This window comes from Dietzia sp. WMMA184 (assembly GCF_002441635.1).
Lineage (GTDB): Bacteria > Actinomycetota > Actinomycetes > Mycobacteriales > Mycobacteriaceae > Dietzia > Dietzia kunjamensis.
The window spans coordinates 2,854,458-2,878,256 of sequence record NZ_NXEI01000001.1 but is presented as its reverse complement, the minus strand read 5'-3'; the positions used below and the strand labels follow the sequence as shown (position 1 = coordinate 2,878,256).

Sequence of the window (23,799 nt, the reverse complement as noted above, 5' to 3'; positions counted from 1 at the left end):
GCCCATGATCGACGTCGTCGTCGACTTCTTCCTCTTCGGCCCGGGCCGCGTCGTCCTCCCGGCGTTCCAGGGGAGTTTCAACATGGCCTACCCGGCCAACGCCCCGTTTCCGGACCAGCTCTAGACGGCCCACTCCCAAACCGCGATCCGGTGTCGTATCCCGGCGGTAGGGTCGGGGTCATGGCTTCCCTCGAGAACACCGTTGTCGTCGGCGTCGACGGCTCCGCCGCCTCCACCGGTGCGGTCGCGTACGCCGCCAACACCGCCGCCACCCGCCGCGTCCCGCTGCTCCTCGTGACCAGCTACACGATGCCGGCCGCGATGTTCGCCGAGGGGATGATCCCTCCGCAGCCCGTCTACGACGAGCTGGAGCGGGAGTGCACGCCCATCATCGAGAAGGCCCGTGAGACCGCGGCCAAGGTGGCGCCCGGCATCGAGGTGTCGCACGCGATCGTCGAGGGCAACCCCGCGCAGGTGCTCATCGACTACTCGCGCAAGGCCAAGCTCATCGTCCTGGGTTCCCGCGGCCTGGGCGGGATCAAGGGCATGGTGCTCGGCTCGGTGTCGGCGGCGGTGGCCAGCCACGCGTTCTGCCCGGTCGTGGTGACCCGGGAGGACACGGACGACCTGAACCGCAGCGGCCCGGTCGTCGTGGGGATCGACGGCTCCGAGGTCAGCGCCAAGGCCACCGAGTGGGCGTTCGCCGAGGCCTCCGCGCGGTCCGCCCCCCTCGTCGCCGTGCACACCTGGATGGATCCGCAGGTGCAGGCCGCGGCGGCCGGCATCTCCCTCACAGAGGATGACTGGAAGGAACTCGAAGAGCAGCAGCTCCAGACGCTGTCGGAGCGGCTGGCGGGATTCTCGGACCGGTACCCCGACGTCGAGGTGCAGCGGTTCGTCACGCGCGATCGCGCGGTCCGGGCACTCGTCGAGCAGGCCGAGAACGCCCAGCTCGTCGTCGTCGGCTCCCACGGGCGGGGCGGGTTCACGGGCATGGTCCTCGGCTCCACCTCCCGGGCGCTCCTGCAGGCGGCCCCGTGCCCGGTGATGGTCGTCCGCCCGGAATCGCACTCATGAGCAGCGAGGACAACGTTCAGGTTCGGCGTGACACCGCCGCCGGGCGATTCGAGATCCTCGTGGACGACGTGGTGGCGGGTTTCGCCGACTATTCCGACGGCACGGACGGCGTCCGGGAGTTCCCCCACACGGTGGTCGCGTCCGAATTCGGTGGGCGCGGTCTCGCCGGGACGCTGGTCGGTGAGGCGCTGCAGGTGACCCGGGAGGAGGGACTGCGGGTGCGTCCGTCGTGTTCGTTCGTCGCGGGATACATCCAGAAGCACCCGGAGTCCGCGGAGATCGCCTGAGGCCGCGGGCGGGTGGCCCGGCGGACACGGACCGGTAACGAGTGAGCGACGTTTAACGCCACCGTGCGCCCTACCGGAAGCTTTCGTGTCGGTGTCGTGTTCTCCTGAGAGAGCGGCCCGTTCCGGGCCGAGTACGACTCTCGGGAAAGGACAACCACAATGTTGTGGAGCATCATCTCCTGGATCATCGTCGGTGGCCTCGCTGGCTGGATCGCCTCCATGATCATGGGCAAGAACGCACAGATGGGCCTCGTCGCCAACGTTCTCGCCGGCGTGATCGGCGCCTTCATCGTCGGCCTCCTCGTCTCGCTCGTCACCGGTGGCGGTGGCATGCCGGAGGCATTCTCCATCTGGGGCTTCGTCGCGGCGATCATCGGCGCGATCCTCGTCATCTTCATCGTCTCCGCCGTCAAGGGGCGCGGACGCACCAGGGTCTGACCCGGGCGCGAGACGCCAGAGACACCGCAGCAACCAGACGGCCCGGCCCCGACGAGGGCCGGGCCGTTCGTGTACACCATCCCGAGTAGAAGGAGCCCGTCATGGGACTGTTCGACAAGGCCAAGGACCTCGCCCGCAAGAACCCGGGCAAGGTGGAGTCGGCGCTTGAGAAGGCGGGCGACGCGTTCGACAAGCGCACCGGCGGCAAGCACGCCCAGCACGTCGACACCGCCCAGCAGAAGGCCGGCGAGTTCCTCACCGGACGCACCGCGGACGCGCCCGAGGTCCCGGACGCCCCGGACGGCACGCCGACCCCGGACCCGGATCCGTCGCAGCACAGCCGCCCGCCGGCCGACGGCCGACCCCCGGCCTGACCGTCATCGACCGCACCGTCAGGCGATGGGGCCGGTGTCCGCCGCGCGCGGCACCGGCCCCGTGGTGTCGGCGGTCACTGCCGATAGTGTGTACCCCGTGACGAGCACACGGTCGACCAAGCCCGGGCCGCGGGAGCGGCTCCTGGCGACGGCGACCCGTCTGTTCTCCACCGACGGGATCCGTGCGGTCGGGATCGACCGGATCCTGCGGGAGGCCGGGGTGGCCAAGGCCAGCCTGTACAACACCTACGGGTCCAAGGACGAGCTCGTCGTGGCCTACCTGCGGTCGGTCGCCGAACGGGACCGTGACCTGTGGCGGCGCCGCGCCGACGTCGCCCCGGATGCCCGGGGCCGCATCCTGGCGCTGTTCGACATCGTCCGCGAACAGGTCGAGCCCGCCATGCCCGGGTCCTGCCACCTCGCGGCGGCGATCGAGTTCCCCAGCCCGGCGACGGACGGCGAGCGCGCGATCCGCGCCGCCGTGGCCGATCAGCGGCAGTGGGTCGCCGAGACCCTGCGCTCCGAGCTCGCCGGCATGGGCCTCGAGGACCCGGACAACATCACCGACCTGGCCGACCGGTTGGCGCTCCTCCACGACGGCTCGGTGACCGCCGCGATGCTCGGTGAGGTCCGGACCACCGCGATGACCGCCCGCAGCATGGCCGAGCTCATCCTGGGGATGGTCACCGACCCGACGTGATCCCCACTGCACTTGATCCCCACTGAGCGATGGGTCAGCCGGCCACCCGCGGTGCGGTGAGCTCGGCAATCCGCTGGGCCGTCGTCGGGTCGTCCTGCGTGGACTGCACGGCCAGCACCCGGGCGTCGCGGGACAGGACCACCAGCGCACCGCCCAGGCCCACCGTACGGCCACCGCTCCAGCCTCCCTCCGCCTGTGAGGGTTCGGCCTCGTCGGAGGGCGCCGACTCCTCCACCAGCTCCGCCGCCCGCTCCGGGGACGCGACCGAATACACGGTGGTCGTGAGCTGCACCTCGCCGTCTGAGTCGTAGAAGAAGCAGGCCGCGGGCTCCACGCCGTCGTCGATCCGCACGTCGGTGACCGGCTGGCCGCTGAGTCGTGTGACCTCGTCGGCGGACAGGTACGGGCACTCGGCATCCGCGACCGGTTCGACCGGCGGCAGTTCCGGCTCGGTCGTCTCGGGAGGGGCGGTCCGGATGGTGCCCATCTCCGGGGCCGGCTCGGAGCCGCCGCACCCGGCGAGGGCACCGAGCAGGACCGCGGACACCGCGACGAGGGCTGGGGAGGCGGGTTTGCGCATACCGCCAGGATAGATGCCGGGTCGGTCAGTACTGTTGACCGTGGCGGTGCGGCTGACCGCCGACACGGCGACGGCACCGGGAGGTGGCAGATGGGCGACTCCACGAGCATCGCTGCGGGCGCCGACCGCGCGGAGGACCGCCGCCGCGACCTGCGCGGTGCGATCTCCGCCGCCGCGGTCGATCTGGTGATCGAGCGGGGACTCGACGCGGTGACGGTCGACGAGATCGCCCGAGCCGCCAACGTGTCGCGGCGGACGTTCTTCAACTACTTCCCGTCCAAGGCCGCCGCGTGCATCCCCGACACGCCCCCCGCCGGTCGTGACGCGGTGAGGGAGTTCCTCACCGACCGCAGCGTGTCCACCATGACCGCCCTTTCACGGCTCATGTGGCACCAGGTGTCCAACGCACGGCGACAGAGCCGGGCCTTCGACCGATTCCACGACATGTGGCGCAGGGAGGCGAGCGTCCGGACCCAGGTCTACGAGATCCTGGCGTGCAACGAGAAGGAGCTGGCGGCCCTGGTGGCGCGCCGGGAGGGGCGGGAACCGGACTCGGTGGAGGCCGCGACGGTGGCGGCCGCGTCGATCGCGATCCTCCGCATCGCCGTAGAACGGTGGCGCACCGACGAGCCGGGTTCCCTGCTCGAGTACCGCATCCGGGAATCGTTCGATGCGATCCGAGGCTCGGTGACCGAGCCGACCGACGTCGCCAGAGGCCCGGCTGCCCCCGACGGCGCCGTGCCTGGTTAGAAAGCGCCGCCGAGCGTCCGGACCAGGCGGTCGCCCATGCGTTGGTAGGCGCGCGCCTCGCGGCCCGCGGCACCGGGCAGCACCGAGAAGGTGCGCGGCCGCCACACCGTCCGGACGGTGACGGTGACCTCGTCCGTCCCGGGGTGCAGGTCGATGTGGCAGCGGTGCTCGGCCACCGCGGTGTTGCCCTCGAGGGTGCCGACGACGACGCCCTGCCGGAGCGACTCGTCGATCAGGTCGACAAGTCGGCAGGGGCCACGCATCGGCCCGTCGAGCACGACGAGGTCCGATGCCAGGGGCGGATCCGCCGGGGCCGTCCTGATCCCCGCACGGGCGTGGGCGGCCAGACTCAGCAGATCGTCCGCGGCCCCGTCGAACAGGGCGACGCCCTCGCCGAGCACGGCGTGGGCGATGACCTCCCTCCACCCCCCGGGAGGTCTCCCGTGTTCGTGCAGGTCCGAACGCCGGTAGCCGAGTGCGGGCCCCGGCAGCGGCTGCGCGTCCCGCCCGCGTCTCGCTTCCACACCCGGCAGTGTCGCCGAGCGAGATGAGCGGGCCGCGCACGCGCGGTGAACGCCGGACGTCGGGGCCATGGCCGTGGGGCCGACCCGTAGGATCGGGCCATGCGATCGCAGCGACCCCGTCCGGCGCGCGGACGCCGTCTCGCCGGAGGGTTCGTCGCCCTGGCGGCCACGGTGACTGTCGCCGGATGCACTGCCACCGGCCCCGGTTCGGGTGACGCGGGCCCGCCGAGACTCACCCCGAATCCCCGGCACGACGTCGCCGCCGAGATGGTCGAGGGTCGGCCCGCGCCCGAGGAACGACTCAACGCCTGCGAGCTCCTCGACCTGACCACCGAGGAGATCATCGACCTCACCGGTGCCGACATGCCGGAGGTCGCCCCGACCGGTTCCGGCGACCTGGGGCTGCTGTGCACCTACGGCGGCCCGGGGTCACCCGAGAGGTACGAAGCCGGACTGGCGGGCACCAGCACGACCGACGCCGACGCGACGGGCACCGACGCCGCTACCGACGCCGCCGAGGTCCCGGATACGGGATCGGCGGACACGGAAGGTGCGGAGACCACGGCTGCGGGGGCCACGACCGACGCGTCGATGACGACCTCGGCGACCACGGCGACGACCACCCCGCCGGCCTTCGATCCGGACGTCGTCCCCGACACCGTTGCCGCCGGGGTCGTCACGCCCCGCGACGATGCCCAGGCCGCGCTCGCGGGTCAGGCCACACTGCTGGGCGCCAGGTACGCCTGCTCGGAGATCCGCGGACCGGGTGCCGCGGAGGCCGGCCTGACGGCCCCGGGCGAGCCCGGGGCACCCGCCGCGGTCGGCCCACGGCCCGCCACGTTGTACATCGACTGCGTGGCGGCGCCCACCGGCGGCGGCGTCGAGGTGCACACGATCCTGGTCTCCGGCGACGAACTGTGGCACATCACCATGCTCAGGCCCGAGACGCCCAGATCACCGCAGACCGAGGCGGTCGCGCTGGCCGGGCTGCACCGCGTGGCACGGGAGATCGTCGGCTAGAAGTGGGCTGAAATGACGGGAACGGCGCCGGAGCCCCTCAGCATCCGACGCCGTCCCTCCATCTGGCAGATCGCGTACGATCCGGCCTCCACGCTGCCTCTCGGCTGCGGGTCGGCACCCCCCAGGTGCCCCGGTCGGGAAGACCGGCCCCTCGTTACGTGAAGTCGCAGCCCCTCAGCAACCACTTCACTTCGCCACCCACCCCTCGGCGGTGACTGAGATGACCCTATGTTGCACCTGCTGTTCGGTCAAGCCCATGATCAGGCGATTCTCCGTTGACTTCCGCTCAACTACGGCCCCCGCATGGATCTACCAGCAGTTCTCCCCGCGGCGATACCAACGAACGGTGGAAAGGTGCCCGGCCGGGTCGGTGCGCGTCCCCCGCGGAGCGGGCACCCACCGTGATCCCCGCCCGACCTCGGAGATGTACAGGCCGGGCACCTGATATGTACTGTTACTGATGTTACTTATGTGACGCGTGGGGTTGGCTGTCCGCCCTCACGCGACCCCCGCTGTCGCCGCCCGCCGCGGTGCCCGCTTCCGAGGAGAACGATGTCTCGCCGCACCCGGTCCTTCGCAACGCTTCTGGCCACGGCCTGCCTCGTCGTCGTCGGCCTCTCCCCCGCCGCCTCCGCGCAGTCACTCCTCGGTCCCACCGGATCCACCGGCTCGGTCGGCGCGCTCGGACTCGAGTCCGCACCACTGCCCGCGGTCGGCGGATCGACCGGCGTGCTCACCATGCCCGTCCCCGCCGTGGGACGGACCACGGCGGAAACCGGGGTGGCCTCCGTCTATCCCACCTCGGGCGAGACGGTGGGCGTCGCGCAACCGGTGATGATCCGGTTCGACCAGCCCGTCGCCGACCGTGCCCGCGCCGAGGCGTCGGTGGGAATCCGCACGGCGCCCGCCGTGGACGGCAAGTTCTACTGGGTCGGCGACTCGGAACTGCGCTGGCGACCACACGAGTTCTGGCCCGCGGGCACCTCCGTCACCGTGTGGGCCGGAGGGCGTGAGACCGTCTTCCGCACCGGCGACGCGGTGATCTCGACCTATGACGACGCCACCCACACCGTCACCGTCACCCGCAACGGCCAGGTGGTGCGCACCATGAAGGCTTCCGCCGGCCGCGACGCCTACGCCACCCACAACGGCGTCTACTACAACGGCTGGCGGGCCCGCGAGGTGCGCATGGACTCGGAGACCTGGGGACTGTCCCGGACCGCCGGCGGGTACGACACGATCGTGGAGAACGGCGTGCGGCTGAGCTACGACGGCATCTTCATCCACTCGGCGCCGTGGTCGGTCGCCGACCAGGGTGTCCGGAATGTCTCGCACGGCTGCATCAACGTCAGCCCCGAGGACGCGGCCTGGTACTTCGACAACACCCGCAATGGCGACCCGTTCATCGTCACCGGCGGCCCCGGCCGACCGTTCGGCGCGTTCGACGGTCAGGGCGACTGGAACTACTGACCGCGGGCGGCCGCGGGCCGCCGCTCCGAAACACTTCGGTTGTGACGCACGATATATCCGGGTAGAAGTCTGTCGTAACGCTTAGAGAATCCCTCGCCGTCCTCAGGAGCCCCTCACATGACCCGTTCCTCCCGCCCCTCGGTGGCCGCCGCGGTCCTCGCCGCGATCGCGCTCCTCATGGGGGTGTCGGTCGGCGCGGGCACCGCCCCGACCGCCGAGGCCCAGTCCGTCATGCCGCTGAGCCCTCCCGGGGTGCCGCAGCTCGAGAACGCGCCCCTGTACACGCCGGCCATCCCGGGCGTCGCCGCGATGCCCGTACTGACCTACCCGGTCATCGGGCCCGCGCGGCCGACACCCGAGTACGGCAACGTCGACATCTTCCCCACCCCGAACGAGATCGTGGGCGTGGCACAGCCGGTCATGTTCTTCTTCGACCGCCCCATCCGCGACCGGGCGCGGGCCGAGGCCACGATCGGCATCCGCACCGAGCCGGCGGTCCCGGGCAAGTTCTACTGGGTGAACGACCGCGAGGTGCGCTGGCGGCCCCACGAGTTCTGGCCGGTCAACACCTCCGTGACCGTGTGGGCCGGTGGCAAGCGTCAGCAGTCGTTCCGGACCGGCGACGCCGTGATCGCCGTGTTCGACGACCGCACCAAGCTCGTCACCGTCACCCGCAACGGCCAGCACATCCGCACCATGCGAGCCTCCGCCGGACGGCCCGGCTGGGAGACCTACAACGGCACCTACTACACCGGCCAGCGCGGCCGTGAGGTCCGCATGAACTCGGAGACGTTCGGTCTGCGCATCGAGGACGGCGGGTACAACTCGATCATCAACGACGCCGTCCGGCTCTCCTACGACGGCATCTACATCCACTCCGCACCGTGGTCGGTCGCCGACCAGGGTGTCCGCAACGTCTCCCACGGCTGCATCAACGTCAGCCCCGCCGACGCCCGCTGGTACTACGACACCAGCCGCAACGGCGACCCGTTCATCGTCAAGAACGGGCCCGGCCGCCCGTTCGGCGCGTTCGACGGCCAGGGCGACTGGAACTACTGACGCCCGCTCGCCGGCGGCCCGGCCGTCCGGAATGAGAAGCGTGGGGACATCATGCTTTTCAACACCTGTACCGGTTAGACCTCGCCGGGCCACCGGCGGTCAATCGTCCGGAAAGGACCCGTTCACCTCTCCCGGCCAGGCTGCACAGCGTGCAGACTCTGTCCTCCCCGGTCGACGGGCACCCGGCGACCGCTCCCCCTGACCTCGCCGAGCGCGGCCCGGCCCGGCGCCGGGCCCGGGCGGGCGGACTGTTCCGCGAGAAGGCGCTCTTCGTCGCTCTGGTGTTGCCCAACCTGGCACTGCTCGGCGTGTTCACCTACCGGCCGTTGCTGGACAACTTCCGGCTGAGCTTCTTCGACTGGAACATCTCCTCCCCCACCTCGACGTTCGTGGGAGCCGCCAACTATGTCGAGTGGTTCGGGCGGGACGACAGCTGGCTGATCCTGCGAAACACCGGCGTGTTCACCGTCTCGGCCGTCGTGGGGTCCATGGTGCTCGGGCTGGCCCTGGCCCTGCTGCTCGACCAGCAGCTCATCGGTCGCGGCATCGTGCGCTCGGCGGTGTTCGCGCCGTTCGTCATCGCCGGGGCTGCCATCGGCGTGGCGTTCCAGTTCATCTTCGATCCCCGGTTCGGCATGGTCTCGGCACTGCTCACAATGGTCGGACTCCCGGTGCCGGACTTCTACCAGGACCCCGACTGGGCGCTGGCGATGATCACCATCACCTACATCTGGAAGAACCTGGGCTACTCGTTCGTCATCTATCTGGCGGCGCTCCAAGCCAAACCCGCAGAGCTCTACGAGGCCGCCGAGATCGACGGCGCCGGCCGGTGGACCACCTTCCGCTCGGTGACACTGCCCATGCTGCGCCCCACGACGTTCTTCTTGTCGATCACCGTGATGCTCAACTCGCTCCAGGTCTTCGACATCATCTACGTGATGACCCGCGGTGGGCCCCAGGGCAACGCCACCACGACCATGGTCTTCCAGGTCTATCAGGAGACCTTCCAGAACTTCCGGGCCGGCTACGGAGCCACGGTCGCGACGATCATGTTCCTCATCCTGCTGGTCATCACCTACCTACAGGTCCGCGTCATGGACAGGAACGCCCGATGAGCACTATCCGCGCAGGCTCCACGCCGACCATGATCATCGGGTACGCGGTGATGATCCTCGTCCTGCTGGTCATCGGCCTCCCGCTGTTCTGGGTGGTCGTCACCTCCCTCAAACCGGACAACCAGGTCTACGTCCAGCCGCCGGTGTGGTGGCCTTCCCCGCTGACCGGTGACGCGTACCCGCAGGTGCTCTCCGAGGTCCCGTTTCTCCGGTACTTCACCAACTCGGTGGTCATCACCGGCCTGCTCAGCATCGTGAAGATCACGTTGGGGGTCCTCAGCGCCTACGCGTTCGTCTTCCTTCGCTTCCCAGGCCGGTCCGTCCTGTTCATGGTCGTGCTCGCGGCCCTGATGGTGCCCAACCAGATCACGGTGATCTCCAACTACGCACTGGTGGCGCAGCTCGGGTGGATCAACACCTTCCAGGGCATCATCATCCCGCTGGCGGGGGTCGCGTTCGGCACCTTCCTCATGCGCAACCACTTCCTGACCCTGCCGTACGAGATCATCGAGGCCGCGCGCATGGACGGGTGCGGGCACCTCAAGCTGCTGTTCCGGGTCGTACTGCCGATGAGTTGGCCCACCCTGGTCGCCTTCGCGCTCATCACCGTGGTCAACGAGTGGAACGAGTACCTCTGGCCATTCCTCATCGCCTCCGACGACCGCGTCGCCCCGCTCCAGGTCGGGCTGGCCCGCCTCGTCAACACCGACGGCGGTTACACCGACTGGCCGATGGTCATGGCCGCCACGGTGCTCACCATCACCCCGATCCTCGTCGTGTTCCTCATCCTCCAGCGCCACATGATCAAGGGCCTGACCTCCGGCGCGGTGAAGGGATGACCCACTCCGCGCGATCCCACCTCCAATCCCGTCGGGCCGAACCGGTCCGGCAGCAACGAAAGGTCCGACACGAATGAACCCCATGAACCGTCGCGGATTCCTCGGCGTCCTCGGCGCCACCGCGGCCGCCACCACCCTCACCGCCTGCGCGGGCGCGGGCGGCGACACATCCGGTGAGTCGGGCGGAACCGCCTCCGGCGGCGACACCGGCACCATCACGTTCTGGTCCAACCACCCCGGTGACTCCAAGTCACTCGAGACCGACATCATCGCGGCGTTCGAGTCGGAGAATCCGGGCCTCAAGGTCAACCTCGTCGACGGCGGGAAGAACTACGAGGAGGTCGCCCAGAAGTTCAACGCGGCACTCACCGGCGGCGAGCTGCCCGACGTCGTCGTGGTCTCCGACGTCACCTGGTTCAACTTCGCGCTCAACCGGCAGATCACCCCGCTGAACGACCTGTTCACCGAGGCCGGCGTCGATACCGCTGACTACGTCGACGCCCTGCTGGGCGACTACGTCCTCGAGGGCGACAACTTCGGCGTGCCCTTCGCGCGGTCGACGCCGCTGTTCTACTACAACAAGGAGGTGTGGCGGGCCGCCGGGCTGCCCGACCGCGGCCCGGAGAACTGGACCGAGTTCGCGGAGTGGGCACCCCGCCTACAGGACGCCATCGGGGACGGCAAGCACGCCATCGCGATGTACGACGGCTCCAACTACATGGACTGGACCGGGCAGAACATCATCTGGGACTTCGACGGCGCCTTCTCCCGCGACTGGACCCCGACCTTCACCGACGACGGCACCATTCGCGGCATGGAGTACATCAAGAAGCTCGACGACGTCGGTTTCCTGGTGGTCTCCGCCGACTCGATCGTCGAGTTCGGTTCCGGTCTCGCCGCGTGTGCACTGGCCTCCACCGGCTCGCTCGCCACCGCCAAGACCAACGCCGGTTTCGAGTTCGGCACGGCCTTCCTGCCCGGGGCGGCCGAGAAGAACTCCTGCCCGACCGGCGGCGCGGGCGTCGCGATCCCGGCCGGTATCTCCGACGAGCGCAAGCTCAACGCCATGAAGTTCATCGACTTCCTCACCAACACGCAGTCGACGGCGACCTTCGCGCAGGGAACCGGGTACATGCCGGTCCGTAAGTCCGCCCGCGAGGCGCAGGAGATCAAGGCCTACCTGTCCGAGACCCCGCAGGCGGTCACCGCGATCGACCAGCTCGCGCACACCCGGCCTCAGGACAACGCCCGTGTCCTGGTACCCAACGGTGGTAGGCGCATCGGTGGCGCGTTCGACCGTGTCCTCGGTGGCGCCGACATCCGCGAGACCATGCAGCAGGTGCAGGACGAGACCGCGCAGATCATCGAGACCCAGATCCAGCCGAAGCTCAACGGCTGACCGGTCACCGCCGGCGATCGCCTACGCCCGGGGCCGGGCACCTCGTATCCGGCCCCGGCGTCGGCGTCGTTCGGCGGCCCCGGCCCCACCCCTGACCCCACAGCCGCGTCACCTCCCCCGAACATTCACGCACGAGGAGCACCCCACCCGATGGCCACCGTCCGCTTCGACCACGCGACCCGCCGGTTCGACAAGGGATCGGCGCCCGCCGTCGACGCCCTCGACATCGACATCACCGACGGCGAGTTCCTCGTCCTGGTCGGCCCCTCCGGCTGCGGCAAGTCCACCAGCCTGAGGATGCTCGCAGGTCTGGAACCCGTCGACGCCGGCCGCGTGTTCGTCGACGAGCTCGACGTGTCCGGCGTCGCTCCCCGCGACCGCGACGTGGCCATGGTGTTCCAGAACTACGCGCTGTATCCCAACATGACGGTCGCCCAGAACATGGGGTTCGCACTGCGCAACGCCGGCGTCAACAAGTCCGACACCCGCAAGCAGGTCGAGGAGGCCGCGCGGATCCTGCAGCTGGATCCCCTCCTCCACCGCAAACCCTCCCAACTGTCCGGCGGCCAGCGCCAGCGGGTCGCCATGGGTCGGGCGATCGTGCGTCGGCCCAAGGTGTTCTGTATGGACGAGCCACTGTCGAACCTCGACGCCAAGCTGCGGGTCTCCACCCGCGGGGAGATCGCCGGGCTGCAACGACGGCTGGGCGTGACCACGGTGTACGTCACCCACGACCAGGTCGAGGCCATGACGATGGGTACGCGCGTCGCGGTGCTCAGAGACGGCGTCCTCCAACAGGTCGCGGCCCCCCGCGAGCTGTATGACCGGCCGGTCAACGCGTTCGTCGCCGGCTTCATCGGCACGCCGGCCATGAACCTCCTCGAGGTGGCGGTCGAGGGCTCCCGGGCCCACGTCGGTGACGCCGAGGTGGCCATCCCCGCCTCACTCGAGGGCCGCGACCGCGTCACCCTCGGTGCCCGACCGGAGTCACTGCGGGTTGTGGGCGAGGACGAACCCGGCCTGGATCTGGTGGTGGACCTGGTCGAGGAGCTGGGCGCGGAGTCCTTCGCGTACGGCCACACCGACGCCGGCGACCGGATCGCCGTGCGCCTGGACCGGGCACACGGGACCGCGGTCGGCGAGCGCCTCCGCGTCCGGCACGTCGACTCCGAGGTCCACGCGTTCGACCCCGAGACCGGCCTCCGCTTGAACTGATCCGGCGCGCCTGGTCACCGGGGCGGAACGGGCGCGAGCACGCCCAGCAGCTGATCCGCGGGAACGCAGCGCGGCGGCGGGCCGGCCGGCTCGACACCACCCGGGCCCCGCGGCCCGCCGAGGGCGTCGATCACCAGGTCCACCGCTCGAGGCGACGCCAGCACGGTCAGGTGCCCCGAGCGGTCGACCTCGCAGCCGTCCTGCAGCCGCACCACGTCCAGGTCCACGAAGTCCGGCACCTCCGGCGCCACCACCGGCCCGGTGAGTTCGTCGTAGTCCGAGGACACCGCCACGTACCGCACCCCGCGCGCGAACGGGACGCCCTCCTCGCCCAGCCACGCGAGCGTCGCCTCGGCGTCCTGCCGCGCGGTGTCGGGCGACAGCACGCCGAGCAGATCGGTGACGAACTCGGGTGGCCCGTCGCCGGACCGGGCGGGATCGGCGCCCAGCGTGACGACGGTGCGCACGGCGTCGGCCCGGGCGGTCGCGGTGACGTAGGAGGCGATGATCGCGCCCTGCGAGTGCCCCACCAGGTCCACCTCGGCGGCCCCGGTGAGCGCACGCACCCGGTCGATCTCGGCGGCGAGCTGAGGCGCCGAGGCGCCGGTGAGCGAGTCGACGCCGCCCACAGACCCCGGGGCGCCGCCGGGTCCGGGTGGCGCGCCCACGGTGGGGGCCCACACGCAGTAGCCCTCGGCGGCCAGTGCGGCACCGAGGGTGGCCCACGAGTTCCCGCCGTTGAGCCCGGTGCCGTGCACGAGGATCACCGGCGCGGGGCGCTGCGCGGTCGGCCGGCAGTCGTCCCGGTTGATGCCGGGCGGATCGGCCAGGCCGTGGGTGAGTTGATACGCCGCGCCGTCCCACCAGCGCCACGGGACCTGGTCCGTGGTGGGGGTGGGAGCGGCCGCCGCCGTGGGCGCGGGAGCCGCGGGGCCGGGGGCGACGACGACGAGGGCTGCCGCCGCGAGCAGTCCCGCGATCCCGGTCCGGTTCACGATCCCGGCGGCGTGGGAATCGGTCCCAGGTAGGGGGCGACCGCCTCACACCGCGGTTCACGCGGGTCGGCGGGGTCGAGGGCGTTGAGCACGAAGTCCGCGGTCCGGGGATCCGAGGCGATGGCCAGGTGCTCGGCCCGGTTCTGCTCACACCCGTCCTGGATGGTGATGTTGGTGGCCCGCGGGCCCTCGACCACACCGGAGGTGTACGGCCGGACCAGCTGGTCGTACCGGGTCACGAGGTTGAGGTAGGTCACGCCCGGCGCATAGGGGGTGCCACCCGACCACAGGAGTTCGAGCGTCTCCGACCCGGCGGCCATCTGGCCGAGGGACGGAGCGATCTCGACCGCACGTCCGCGGTCCCCGCTGGCCAGGGCGGTCCCGATCGCCCCGGACCCGGTCCCGCGGGAGCCGTGCCACAGCGGGGCTATCGAGGCGACGGTGTTCACCTTGCCGGGCCGGCCGACCTTGGCGACCAGGCCGGAGACGAGCGTCCCCTGCGAGTGCCCGACGAGGTCGACCTGCTCGGCACCGGTCGAGGCGAGGACGCGGTCGACGAACTCGCCGACCTGCGGCACCGAGACCTCCGTGATGTCCGACAGGCCGCCCAGGAGACTGACCGGCCACGGCTGGCCGGGCAACGCCCCGTAGGTGAGCGTGTAGACGCAGTAGCCCTCGTTGTGCAGGAGTGGCCCGTAGGTGGCCCAGTTGGTGACCGCGCCGCCCGAGGTGCCGTGGACCAACACGACCGGGCGCGGCTTGTCGGCGGTGGGGCGGCAGGACCAGTCGTTGGCCCCGGGCAGCTCCGCCCCCGGGGCGGTGAGTGCCTGGGCGGCCCCGGTGAAGAACGAGTACGGCACCGGCAGCGGTGCCCGCGTCGACGGGTCGGTGGCGTTCGCGGCGCCCGCGCCCGTCACCGCGAGGAGGGCGGCGGCGGTGACGGCCAGGGCGGCCCGCAGGGTTCTCATGTGCTCATTAAGCCACGCCCGGTGATCAGCGGGAGGTCCTTCGCGTACACGAGTCCCGGCGCCGCCGCCACGACCGCCTCCACCGAGTTGACCAGTCGCATCGCGGTGACGAGCATGCCGGAGACGTTGTGGTCGCCGCGCTCGGCGTGGTGGCCGAACTCCACCCGCATCGCGGGCTCGCCGGCGATCTCGATGCGGTAGCAGCCGTCGCCGTGGTCGGGTCGCGGCCAGTCGGGGGCCTGGTCGTGGGCGGTGCGGGTGACGTGCTCGAGGACGATGCGGTCCTCGCCGTCGACCTGCCCCACCACCTCGAACCGCAGCGCCGCCTGCGTCCCCGCCGGGACCTCGCACGCCAGCAGGGTCAGGTCGCGGTCCGCGGGCAGTCGCTCATGGCGCTCCACCAGCGGTTCGTCCAGGGTGACGTCGAGGGCGGCCGCGAGCTGGCGGACCACCGATCCCCAGCCCGCCGCCAGCATCCCCGGACGCAGCAGTGGCGGCAGCGTGTCCATGGATCCGCCGAAGCCGAACAGTCGCCGCATGGTCTCGCCCTGGTGGTACACGGAGTAGTCGGCGATCTCGCCCATGCGGATGTGGTCGATCCGCCGGGACAGGCTCGTCATGGCCAGCGGCAGGACGTCGTTGGCGAAGCCGGGGTCGATGCCGTTGACGTGCAGTGTGGCGCCGCCTTCACGTCCGGCGGCGGCGAGCTCGGAGATCATCTCCTCGGGCAGGGTGCCGTGCGGGTACTGCAGCAGCACCGGACCGGAGGCCACCACGTCGATACCGGCGCGCAGGAAGCGGCAGAAGTCGGAGATCGCGTCCACGAACCGCGTCTCGGTCTCGGCGGTGTAGACCACCGCGTCCGGGTCCAGCGCGAGCAGCGCGTCAGTGTCATCGGTGGACGCGATACCCAGGTCGCGGTCCACCCCGGCGAGTCGCCCGGCGTCCACGCCGACCTTGGCCGGGTCGGAGACGTACAGGCCCACCAGTTCCAGCTCGGGCCGGGCGGCGATCGCCTCGACTGCCATCCGGCCCAGATACCCCGTCGACCATTCCACTACCCGGATCGTCATGGGCACCGACACTATCCGTCGCCCCGACCCGGGGGTTGCCGCTTCCACGCATCCGGCCCTCGGTGTTCAGCTCCTGTAGGGCGAGGTCCCGCGCTCCCCGACGTCCTTCGCGGTGTCCGGGTCCCGGGCCTTGCGACGGCCCCCGACGTGGGCCTCCGCCCGCATCCGCTCGCTCATGTGCGGGTAGTGCAGCTCGAACGCGGGGCGCTCGGAGCGGATCCGGGGCAGCGTCACGAAGTTGTGGCGCGGCGGCGGGCACGAGGTCGCCCACTCGAGGGAGTTGCCCGCGCCCCACGGGTCGTCGACCGTGACGATCTCCCCGTAGCGCCAGCTCTTGATGATGTTCCAGATGAACGGCAGCATCGCGATGCCGAGGATGAACGAACCGACCGTGGAGATCTGGTTGAGGACCGTGAAGTTGTCCGAATCCAGGTAGTCGGCGTACCGGCGCGGCATGCCCTGGTTGCCCAGCCAGTGCTGCACCAGGAACGTCGTGTGGAAACCGATGAAGATCAACCAGAAGTGGATCTTGCCGAGCCGCTCGTCGTACATCCGGCCCGTCATCTTGGGGAACCAGAAGTACACGCCGGCGAACGTGGCGAACACGATGGTGCCGAAGAGCGTGTAGTGGAAGTGCGCCACGATGAAGTACGTGTCCGAGATGTGGAAGTCGATCGGCGCCGAGGCCATCATCACGCCGGTCAGACCGCCGAAGAGGAAGGTGATGATGAAGCCGAGGGCGAACAGCATCGGCGTCTCGAAGGTCATCTTGCCGCGCCACATCGTGCCGATCCAGTTGAAGAACTTCACGCCGGTCGGGACCGCGATGAGGAACGTCATGAAGGAGAAGAACGGCAGCAGCACCGCGCCGGTGACGTACATGTGGTGCGCCCACACGGCCGTCGACAGTGCGGCGATCGCGAGGGTCGCGAAGACCAGGCCGGCGTAGCCGAACAGCGGCTTGCGAGAGAAGACCGGGAAGACCTCGGAGACGATGCCGAAGAACGGCAGCGCGAGGACGTACACCTCGGGGTGACCGAAGAACCAGAACAGGTGCTGCCACAGGATGGCGCCACCGTTGCCCGGATCGTAGATGCGCCCGCCGAACTGCCGGTCGTAGAAGACGCCGAGTGCGGCCGCGGTGAGCAGCGGGAAGATCAGGAGGATGAGGACCGACGCCACGAGGATGTTCCACGTGAAGATCGGCATCCGGAACATGGTCATACCCGGTGCGCGCAGGCAGATGATGGTGGTGACGAAGTTGACGGCACCGAGGATCGTGCCGATGCCGCCGATGCCGACGCCGAGGATCCAGAGGTCCGCGCCGACGTTCGGCGAGTGGATCTTGTCCGCCAGCGGCATGTACATGGTCCAGCCGAAGGACGCCGCGCCACCGGGGGTCAGGAAGCCGGAGAGCATGATCGTGCCGCCCGCGGCGAACAGCCAGAAGCCGAACGCGTTGAGGCGCGGGAACGCCACGTCGGGGGCGCCGATCTGCAGCGGAATGATGTAGTTCGCGAACCCGACGACGATCGGGGTTCCGTAGAGCAGCAGCATCACCGTGCCGTGCATGGTGAACAGCTGGTTGAACTGCTCATTCGACAGGAACTGCATACCCGGGAGGAAGAGCTCCGCCCGGATGAGCAGCGCCATGAGGCCGCCGGCGAAGAAGAAGATAAAGCAGGTGACGATGTACATGATGCCGAGCAACTTGTGGTCGGTCGTCGTCAGCATCTTCCACACGAACGAGCCCGGCCGGGCATCACCCGTGGGTTCACCCGGCGGGTGGTCGAGCTCACGCGTCGGGCGCGTGGGCGGTACAAGAGTCTCCGACATATCGCTCCCCTGTCGTTCGTTCATCCGAAACTAGGCCGGGAGCCTCGGAACCGCATTGATCTAGGTCAACTCGGTGTGAGGAAATGCACACGTGGGCGCCCCACAGGGCCACACTGGTGACATGACCGCGCACGGGGACGATTCCGGAGTCACCGGGTCCGCGCTGTTCGCGGGCTCGGTCCTGTTCGCCTCGCTGCCACCCCGGTGCGGGGCCGCCCTGGCCGCCTCGTCGCGGACGAGTACGGCGAGGCCAGGCGCGGTGGTGCAGGTGACCGGGGAACCGGTGGGCCGCCTGGTGGTGATCACGGCCGGGGCCCTCCATGTCGTCAGGGAGGACCGGTCCGGGCACCAGCGTCACGTCCGGGTCCTCGGCCCCGGGAGCCATCTCGGCCTGGTGGAGTTCGCACTGGGCTGCCCTGCCCGTCACACCGTCGTCGCCGCGGAGGCCACCACGCTGACCAGCGTCTCGCACGGCGCGCTCCGGTCAGCGGCCGCCGCGTGCCCGGTGCTCAACGACTCGATCACCCGCGAACTGGCGTGGAAGGTGGTCGAGAGCGAACAGCACCTGGCGTCGATCACCTCGGAGGACGTGCTCACGCGACTGTCCGCCTACCTCGTGTCGTTACCCGGGTCGCCCCGCCAGGACGGGCGGATCCGGGTGCGACTGCCACTGTCCCAGTCCGACCTCGCCACGCACCTGGGAACGACCCCGGAGACGCTGAGCCGTCGACTACACGACCTCATCGCCTCGGGGGCCGTCGAGAGGGTCGCGCGGCGGGAGTTCGACCTCGACCACCGCCGACTCACCGGCGCCTGAGCACCCTCACCAGATGCTGACGCGCTCCTCGGGGGCGAGCCACAGGCCGTCGTCCTCGGTCACGTCGAAGGCGGCGTGGAAATCGTCGAGGTTGCGGACCACCTGGTTGCAGCGGAACTCCGGCGGGGAGTGCGGGTCCACGGCGAGCCGGCGGCCGGCCTCCTCGGCGCGGGTCTTGGTCCGCCACACGATCGCCCACGAGGTGATGAGCCGCTGGATGCCGGTCATCCCGTCGATCTCCGGGCCCACCTCGGTGCCCTCGGCGGGTTCGCCGTCGGTGCTCTGCTCGTTCGAACCCTGCTCGTTCGAACCCTGTGCCAGCCGGTAGGCCAGCAGCGCGATGGTGAGACCGCCCAGGTCGCCGATGTTCTCCCCCACCGTGAAGGCCCCGTTGACGTGGTCCTTCGTGGCGTCCAGGCCGTCGGGGGTGAGGCCTTCGTACTGGGCGATCAGCGCCTCCACGCGGGTTCCGAACGCCTCGCGATCGTCGTCGGTCCACCAGTCGACCAGGTTGCCGTCGCCGTCGTACTTCGCTCCCTGGTCGTCGAACCCGTGACCGATCTCGTGCCCGATCACGGCACCGATCGCCCCGTAGTTGGCGGCGTCGTCGGCGTCGGCGTCGAAGAACGGCGGCTGCAGGATGGCGGCCGGGAAGACGATCTCGTTCATCACCGGGTTGTAGTAGGCGTTGACCGTCTGCGGCGTCATGTGCCACTCACCGCGGTCGACCGGGCCGCCGAGCTTGCCCAGCTCGTAGTGGTGCTCGAACTCGGCGGAGCGGCGCACGTTGCCGAGCAGGTCGTCGGCGCGGACCTCGAGCGCCGAGTAGTCGCGCCACTTGTCGGGGTAGCCGATCTTGGGCACGAACGCCTCGAGCTTGGCCAGCGCCCGCTCGCGGGTGGCCGGGGTCATCCACGGCAGACGGCTGATGGAGTAGCGGTAGGCCTCGGTGAGGTTCTCCACCAGCTCGACCATGCGCGCCTTGTGGCCGGGCGGGAAGTGCCGGGCCACGTACTCCTTGCCGACCTCCTCGCCGAGGGCGGCCTCGACCGCACCGACACCACGCTTCCAGCGGGCCTTGTTCTCCTCGGTGCCGGACATGACGGTGCCGTAGAAGCGGAAGTTCTCGTCCACCAGGTCCGAGGTCAGGAACGGCGCGCGCGCGGAGACCGTCCGCCAGCGCAGCCACTGCTTCCAGGTCTCCAGCGGCTCGGAGGCCCACAGGTCGGCCACGGCGGTGAGGAAGTCGGGCTGCATCGCGACGAGCCGGCCGAACGTCTCCTCGGTGCCGCCGAGCTCGCGGGCCCACTCATGCCAGGGGAAGCCGGGGGCCTGCTGCGGCAACTCGTCCCAGGTGACGGGGTTGTAGGTCTTGTCCGCGTCGCGACGGGCCACCACGTCCCAGTGGGCGGCGGCGATGCGGGTCTCCAGCGCGACGATCCGCTCGGCGGTCCGGCGGGCCCCGGTCTCCCCGTCCACGTCGTCGACCAGCCCGGCGAGGTCGAGCATCCGGGCGATGTGGTCGGTGTACTGCTCGCGCATCTCGGCGTACTGGTCCTCACGATAGAAGGACTCGTCCGGCAGCCCGATGCCGTACTGCACCAGGTAGAGGATGTACTCGCTCGAGTTCTTGGCGTCGTTGTTGACGTAGGCGCCGATCAGGCCGCCGACGCCCACCTTCTCCAGGCGCGCCATGGCCAGCGCGAGCGAGTCGGCGTCGGTCGCACCGTCGATCTCGGCCAGATCGGGCGCGAGCGCGGCCACGCCGGCGGCCTCGACGGCGCCGGTGTCCATGAAGGAGGCGTAGAAGGCGCCGATCTGCGAGTCGACCGGGGCGTCGGTGATGATGTCGCGCACCCGCTCCTCGGACAGGTCGCGCAGGGCGAGGAACGCCCCGTCGATCGGCCGGTCGGCGGGGATCACGTGCTCACGGATCCAGGTGCCGTTGACGTGCTGGTAGAGGTCGTCCTGGGGCCGGACGTCCGGATCGACGTACTGCAGGTCGAGGCCCGAGGGACGGGGCGCGTCGGTGGTGGGGATCTCGGTCGCGGTCATGTAGACAGGTTACGTAAGTGGTCGCGGGGTGGGCGGTCGGCACGACGTCGGAGGTCGCCACCTCCGTGACGACGACGAGGCGGGCCGACGGGATGCGCCGAACCGGTGAGGCGGGCCGGTGGTCGTGGATGCCGCGCGCGGCTGCCGGACGCGGGTCAGGGCAGGCCGTGGCGGGCGTTGTGATCCTTGGCGCCCTGGTAGGCGTCGACCATCCCCCAGATCCAGAACCCGAACATGATGGGCAGTCCGATGAGGATGACCGAGAGCAGAGCACCCACGAGGTAGCCGGCGAGGATGCCCACACCCCTACCGGCCCGGCCGACCAGCATCGTCCCCAGGCCGGGCACGAGGAGGGACGCCACCAGCATCAGCGCCGGGTCCTTGCGGGCCGCCGGCGGGAACTGACCGTAGGACTGCATCCCGTACCGCTGACCATAGGACTGCATCCCGTACGGCTGCTGCGCCCCGTAGGCGTACTCGGCGCCGTAGAAGGGCTGCGCGCCGTACTGACCCGGGTCGAACTGACCGCCGCCCTGCGGGCTCCCGTACGGCGGGGTTCCGTACTGCGGGCTCCCGTACTGCTGACCGCCGTAGCCGCCGGCCCCGTACTGCTGACCACCGTCGTGACCGGGCCACTGCTCGTTCGCCCGACCGCCGAACGGGTCGTCGGGCCGGTCGGAGGCGTTGCCGTCAGCGGGAGTACTCATGGGTCCACAGTATCGCGGCACCACGACAGGTCGTCCGCGATCAAGACCGCTCACACCGCCACCACAAGCGGCCCCGGCTCCACGTCCTCGCTGGCCTACGCTGCCCGATTGCACACTCATCGAGGGGTTGGGCTGCGTGAATGGACCATCGCGGGCGCGTAGCCGGGAGGTCCTCCCGGGCCGCCCCTTAATTGCGGGCCGTCATCCCGGGCCGCGCCCAGATGTCCGCGCAGTCCACGCACGCGTCCTCCGAGACGATGCCGACCCGCTGGAGTTGCCCGTACATCCAGCAGCCCAGGCAGAAGCCGAGCGCGGCCTCGGCGAGCGCGGCGGCGACCAGCACACCGAGCACGACGCTGCCCGCCACCGCGAACCCGGCGAGGAACAGTCCGAACGCGATCGAGGACATCACCAGGCCGATCGTCTGGGCGAATCGCTTGGGCGCGCCGGCGACCATCTTGGGCTCGTCGCTGACCCGCGGCGCGAGCACGTGAACCGACAGGCGACCGAACGGCGAGTACCGCGGGCCGCCGGCAACCCGGAGCACGAAACCCACCACCAGCGCTCCCGCCAGCCATGTCCGGGCGGGCTCGGGAGCGAGGAGGGTGATCACCGCGAGCGTCACCACGAGGGCGGCGGTGCACCGCGCGGCGTAGTCGTTGACGATCTCGGGGAAGGCGAACGCTTCTCGCAGACTCACAGTTCTCGCTCCTCACACACTTCGATAGACCGATCGGTCTACCTCGCGGACCAGAGTACGCCCGCGCCCCGCGGAATCCCAGATGCCGCTAGTGTCGGCCCATGATCCCCGGTAGAGCAGCGGCAGGCACCGTCGCCGCGGCGGCCGCGTCCCTCGCGCTGGCGGTGTCCGGGTGCGGCCAGGTCAGCGTCGGAGACCAGACCCCCGGGACCGCGGACCCCGCCGTCCAGGCCACGGCCACCTCGACCATCGCGACGGCCACCTCATCCCCGGGGGCGGCGGCCCCCACCGCGACGTCGCCGCCCCCGACGCCCGGGCCGGAGGCCACCCCGGGCTGCGGGACGCTGACCGAACCCGTCCACCGACTCGTCCACGGCGCCGACACCGACCGCGAGGCCGTCTCCGCCGAGGTCCGCCGCCTTTCCGACGGGGTTACCGACAACGCCCTGTCCGCGGTGGCGAGTCGTCTGTCGGGCATCGCAGTGCAGCCGACCGTCTCCCCGGCTGCACTCGAGGCCGAGTGGGACCAGTTCCGGCAACTCTGCGACCTCCCCTGATCGCGCCCCCTCTACGCTGACGGCCGTGCCCCCACCGCTGCGTCGCCGCTCGAACTCACCCCGTCCACCCGCCGCCCCCGTCATCCCGAGACGGGAGCAGCTCGAGCCGCCGCGCACCGAACTCGAGACGGACGGCCTGTGGGACGGGGTCCTGGCCGCCGCCGAACACGCGCCCGACCCGGAGGAGGGCGCGGCGCAGATCGGCGGGATGGAGATCCGGGAATCCGCACTCGAGAACCTCCGGTTGAGCGGCGCCCGCGCGGACGGCCTGAGGCTGACCGATGTCGTGATCAGCGGCTGCGACCTGTCGGGACTGGTGGCCGACGGCGCCTCGCTCACCCGCGTGAGGTTCGCGGGCTGCCGACTGACCGGGATCGTGCTGTCCGACGCACGACTGACCGACGTGACATTCGAGGACTGCCACGCGGACATGATCAACCTACGGATGGCCCGACTGCAGCGGGTCCGCCTCGCCTCGACACGGTGCCGGCAGGCCGACCTGCTCGAGGCGCGCATCGCCGATCTGACCACCGAGGGCTCCGACCTGCGTGGTGCCGCGTTCGACCGGGCCACCCTCTCGGCCGTGGACCTGCGCGGCGCCGACCTGGAGGACCTACGCGGGGCGTCGGCATTGCGGGGCGCCCTCATCTCGCCCGACCAGGTGCTGGGCGTGGGCCTGGCGCTGATCGGCGAGGCGGGGATCCGGGTCGACTGACCGGTCACCCACATCCGGCCGCCCGCATCCGACCGCCCGACGTCAGGGCGCAGCGCGTCGAGTCGCTCGAGGAGAGCTCAAATCAGGTGCGAGGCGGACTCGCGCCACTGGTTCACCGCGCGGTTGATGATCGCCTGGAGCTGCAGGATCTGGTCACGATCGGTGAGCGTGATGCCCTCCGCCCCGGTCTGCAGCCGCAACTCCGGAACCCCCCGCCCCGCCCCGTGCTCGTCCAGCATCACGGTCTCGGCGACCGACACCTCCAGAAAGGGGTCGTCGCCCGGGCCATCGACCTCGGTCACGAGGTCTTGGCGGTAACGCGGGGTGGTCAGGTCGATCGCATTGTTCATTGAGGGGCACTCCCGACTGGTCGGTGGGATTGCCTTAATCGTAGGTGAGGAAACCAGGTCATCGAACGCGTGGGGCAGCGTGTTACAGGTTGTGATCAACCCGTGATCTTGGCCACTCTCCGGTCGCTCTCCGGCCACCCTCCGGCGCCTCACCGCGTCCGCTGCCCGGGCCGGAACTG

26 protein-coding genes are annotated in these 23,799 nt (G+C 70.3%); 16 read left to right on the top strand and 10 right to left on the bottom strand.

Annotated features, from left to right (window positions below):
- The first annotated feature begins 180 nt into the window (after nt 1-180).
- The 5 genes from CK206_RS13300 (at nt 181) to CK206_RS13280 (ending at nt 2,876) form a co-directional block, all read left to right on the top strand.
- The gene (locus CK206_RS13300; protein ID WP_096906671.1) at nt 181-1,077 is read left to right on the top strand and encodes a universal stress protein; all 897 of its coding nucleotides are present in this window, start codon (nt 181-183) and stop codon (nt 1,075-1,077) included.
- Complete coding sequence (locus tag CK206_RS13295) at nt 1,074-1,364, top strand: GNAT family N-acetyltransferase (protein WP_096906670.1); 291 nt, start codon at nt 1,074-1,076, stop codon at nt 1,362-1,364. The genes CK206_RS13300 and CK206_RS13295 overlap by 4 nt, the downstream gene beginning before the upstream one ends.
- 159 nt (nt 1,365-1,523) lie before the next feature.
- Complete coding sequence (locus CK206_RS13290; RefSeq protein ID WP_067717194.1) at nt 1,524-1,802, top strand: GlsB/YeaQ/YmgE family stress response membrane protein; 279 nt, start codon at nt 1,524-1,526, stop codon at nt 1,800-1,802.
- A 101-nt stretch (nt 1,803-1,903) separates the two neighbouring features.
- Entirely contained in the window at nt 1,904-2,176 is a 273-nt protein-coding gene (locus tag CK206_RS13285) for an antitoxin (RefSeq protein ID WP_096906669.1), read from the top strand.
- A gap of 97 nt (nt 2,177-2,273) precedes the next feature.
- Entirely contained in the window at nt 2,274-2,876 is a 603-nt protein-coding gene (locus CK206_RS13280; RefSeq protein WP_096907452.1) for a TetR/AcrR family transcriptional regulator, read from the top strand.
- Nucleotides 2,877-2,910: 34 nt separating this feature from the next.
- Here CK206_RS13280 and CK206_RS13275 read toward each other — a convergent pair whose 3' ends face one another.
- Nucleotides 2,911-3,456 carry a DUF2020 domain-containing protein gene (locus CK206_RS13275; RefSeq protein WP_096906668.1) on the bottom strand — a complete coding sequence of 182 codons (546 nt, stop codon included), beginning with the start codon at nt 3,454-3,456 and terminating at the stop codon, nt 2,911-2,913.
- 90 nt (nt 3,457-3,546) lie between these two features.
- Here CK206_RS13275 and CK206_RS13270 point away from each other — a divergent pair, with 90 nt between their 5' ends.
- Nucleotides 3,547-4,206 carry a TetR family transcriptional regulator gene (locus CK206_RS13270; RefSeq protein ID WP_096906667.1) on the top strand — a complete coding sequence of 220 codons (660 nt, stop codon included), beginning with the start codon at nt 3,547-3,549 and terminating at the stop codon, nt 4,204-4,206.
- Here the strand turns inward: CK206_RS13270 and CK206_RS13265 are convergent.
- The gene (locus CK206_RS13265; RefSeq protein WP_159148153.1) at nt 4,203-4,730 is read right to left on the bottom strand and encodes a DUF1990 family protein; all 528 of its coding nucleotides are present in this window, start codon (nt 4,728-4,730) and stop codon (nt 4,203-4,205) included. The two genes, CK206_RS13270 and CK206_RS13265, sit on opposite strands and share 4 nt — an antisense overlap.
- A 99-nt stretch (nt 4,731-4,829) precedes the next feature.
- Between CK206_RS13265 and CK206_RS13260 the strand changes: the two genes are divergently transcribed.
- The 7 genes from CK206_RS13260 to CK206_RS13230 all read left to right on the top strand — a co-directional run bounded on the left by CK206_RS13260 (nt 4,830) and on the right by CK206_RS13230 (nt 12,847).
- Nucleotides 4,830-5,750 (top strand): hypothetical protein, encoded by a 921-nt coding sequence (locus tag CK206_RS13260; RefSeq protein WP_096906665.1) that lies wholly within the window; start codon nt 4,830-4,832, stop codon nt 5,748-5,750.
- A 552-nt stretch (nt 5,751-6,302) separates the two neighbouring features.
- Nucleotides 6,303-7,220 carry an Ig-like domain-containing protein gene (locus tag CK206_RS13255; protein WP_096906664.1) on the top strand — a complete coding sequence of 306 codons (918 nt, stop codon included), beginning with the start codon at nt 6,303-6,305 and terminating at the stop codon, nt 7,218-7,220.
- Between the two features lie 117 nt (nt 7,221-7,337).
- Nucleotides 7,338-8,279: an Ig-like domain-containing protein gene (locus CK206_RS13250; protein ID WP_096906663.1), complete on the top strand. Its 942-nt coding sequence runs from the start codon at nt 7,338-7,340 to the stop codon at nt 8,277-8,279.
- Between the two features lie 149 nt (nt 8,280-8,428).
- Nucleotides 8,429-9,394: a carbohydrate ABC transporter permease gene (locus CK206_RS13245; protein WP_371606897.1), complete on the top strand. Its 966-nt coding sequence runs from the start codon at nt 8,429-8,431 to the stop codon at nt 9,392-9,394.
- The gene (locus tag CK206_RS13240; protein ID WP_096906662.1) at nt 9,391-10,233 is read left to right on the top strand and encodes a carbohydrate ABC transporter permease; all 843 of its coding nucleotides are present in this window, start codon (nt 9,391-9,393) and stop codon (nt 10,231-10,233) included. The genes CK206_RS13245 and CK206_RS13240 overlap by 4 nt, the downstream gene beginning before the upstream one ends.
- 73 nt (nt 10,234-10,306) lie before the next feature.
- Nucleotides 10,307-11,632: an ABC transporter substrate-binding protein gene (locus tag CK206_RS13235; protein ID WP_067717168.1), complete on the top strand. Its 1,326-nt coding sequence runs from the start codon at nt 10,307-10,309 to the stop codon at nt 11,630-11,632.
- Nucleotides 11,633-11,782: 150 nt separating this feature from the next.
- Nucleotides 11,783-12,847 carry an ABC transporter ATP-binding protein gene (locus CK206_RS13230; RefSeq protein ID WP_096906661.1) on the top strand — a complete coding sequence of 355 codons (1,065 nt, stop codon included), beginning with the start codon at nt 11,783-11,785 and terminating at the stop codon, nt 12,845-12,847.
- 14 nt (nt 12,848-12,861) lie between these two features.
- On the opposite strand, the gene CK206_RS13225 is transcribed toward CK206_RS13230, so the two are convergent.
- From CK206_RS13225 to ctaD, 4 genes are all read right to left on the bottom strand, one after another.
- Nucleotides 12,862-13,842 carry a triacylglycerol lipase gene (locus CK206_RS13225; protein ID WP_254050580.1) on the bottom strand — a complete coding sequence of 327 codons (981 nt, stop codon included), beginning with the start codon at nt 13,840-13,842 and terminating at the stop codon, nt 12,862-12,864.
- Nucleotides 13,839-14,810, bottom strand: coding sequence for a triacylglycerol lipase (locus CK206_RS13220; RefSeq protein ID WP_096906659.1), 972 nt, complete (start codon nt 14,808-14,810; stop codon nt 13,839-13,841). Before CK206_RS13220 ends, CK206_RS13225 begins: the two co-directional genes overlap by 4 nt.
- Nucleotides 14,807-15,883, bottom strand: a complete 1,077-nt coding sequence (locus CK206_RS13215) for a diacylglycerol kinase (protein WP_096906658.1) — start codon at nt 15,881-15,883, stop codon at nt 14,807-14,809. The genes CK206_RS13220 and CK206_RS13215 overlap by 4 nt, the downstream gene beginning before the upstream one ends.
- A gap of 66 nt (nt 15,884-15,949) precedes the next feature.
- Nucleotides 15,950-17,719 (bottom strand): cytochrome c oxidase subunit I, encoded by a 1,770-nt coding sequence (gene ctaD / locus CK206_RS13210; RefSeq protein ID WP_096906657.1) that lies wholly within the window; start codon nt 17,717-17,719, stop codon nt 15,950-15,952.
- Nucleotides 17,720-17,840: 121 nt separating this feature from the next.
- Here ctaD and CK206_RS13205 point away from each other — a divergent pair, with 121 nt between their 5' ends.
- Nucleotides 17,841-18,536: a Crp/Fnr family transcriptional regulator gene (locus CK206_RS13205; RefSeq protein ID WP_067715997.1), complete on the top strand. Its 696-nt coding sequence runs from the start codon at nt 17,841-17,843 to the stop codon at nt 18,534-18,536.
- Between the two features lie 6 nt (nt 18,537-18,542).
- Here the strand turns inward: CK206_RS13205 and CK206_RS13200 are convergent, their stop codons facing one another.
- From CK206_RS13200 to CK206_RS13190, 3 genes are all read right to left on the bottom strand, one after another.
- Nucleotides 18,543-20,591: a M13 family metallopeptidase gene (locus CK206_RS13200; RefSeq protein ID WP_096906656.1), complete on the bottom strand. Its 2,049-nt coding sequence runs from the start codon at nt 20,589-20,591 to the stop codon at nt 18,543-18,545.
- Between the two features lie 155 nt (nt 20,592-20,746).
- A complete protein-coding gene (locus CK206_RS13195; protein ID WP_069390026.1) occupies nt 20,747-21,298 on the bottom strand; it encodes a hypothetical protein in 552 nt (183 codons plus the stop codon).
- A 187-nt stretch (nt 21,299-21,485) separates the two neighbouring features.
- Nucleotides 21,486-21,998 (bottom strand): DUF4395 domain-containing protein, encoded by a 513-nt coding sequence (locus tag CK206_RS13190; RefSeq protein ID WP_096906655.1) that lies wholly within the window; start codon nt 21,996-21,998, stop codon nt 21,486-21,488.
- Between the two features lie 101 nt (nt 21,999-22,099).
- Between CK206_RS13190 and CK206_RS19630 the strand changes: the two genes are divergently transcribed.
- Together CK206_RS19630 and CK206_RS13180 are read left to right on the top strand one after the other, a co-directional pair.
- Nucleotides 22,100-22,555: a hypothetical protein gene (locus CK206_RS19630; RefSeq protein ID WP_143337737.1), complete on the top strand. Its 456-nt coding sequence runs from the start codon at nt 22,100-22,102 to the stop codon at nt 22,553-22,555.
- Between the two features lie 25 nt (nt 22,556-22,580).
- A complete protein-coding gene (locus tag CK206_RS13180) occupies nt 22,581-23,270 on the top strand; it encodes a pentapeptide repeat-containing protein (RefSeq protein WP_096906654.1) in 690 nt (229 codons plus the stop codon).
- A gap of 77 nt (nt 23,271-23,347) precedes the next feature.
- Here the strand turns inward: CK206_RS13180 and CK206_RS13175 are convergent, their stop codons facing one another.
- Complete coding sequence (locus CK206_RS13175; RefSeq protein ID WP_067715983.1) at nt 23,348-23,620, bottom strand: hypothetical protein; 273 nt, start codon at nt 23,618-23,620, stop codon at nt 23,348-23,350.
- Nucleotides 23,621-23,799 lie beyond the last annotated feature (179 nt).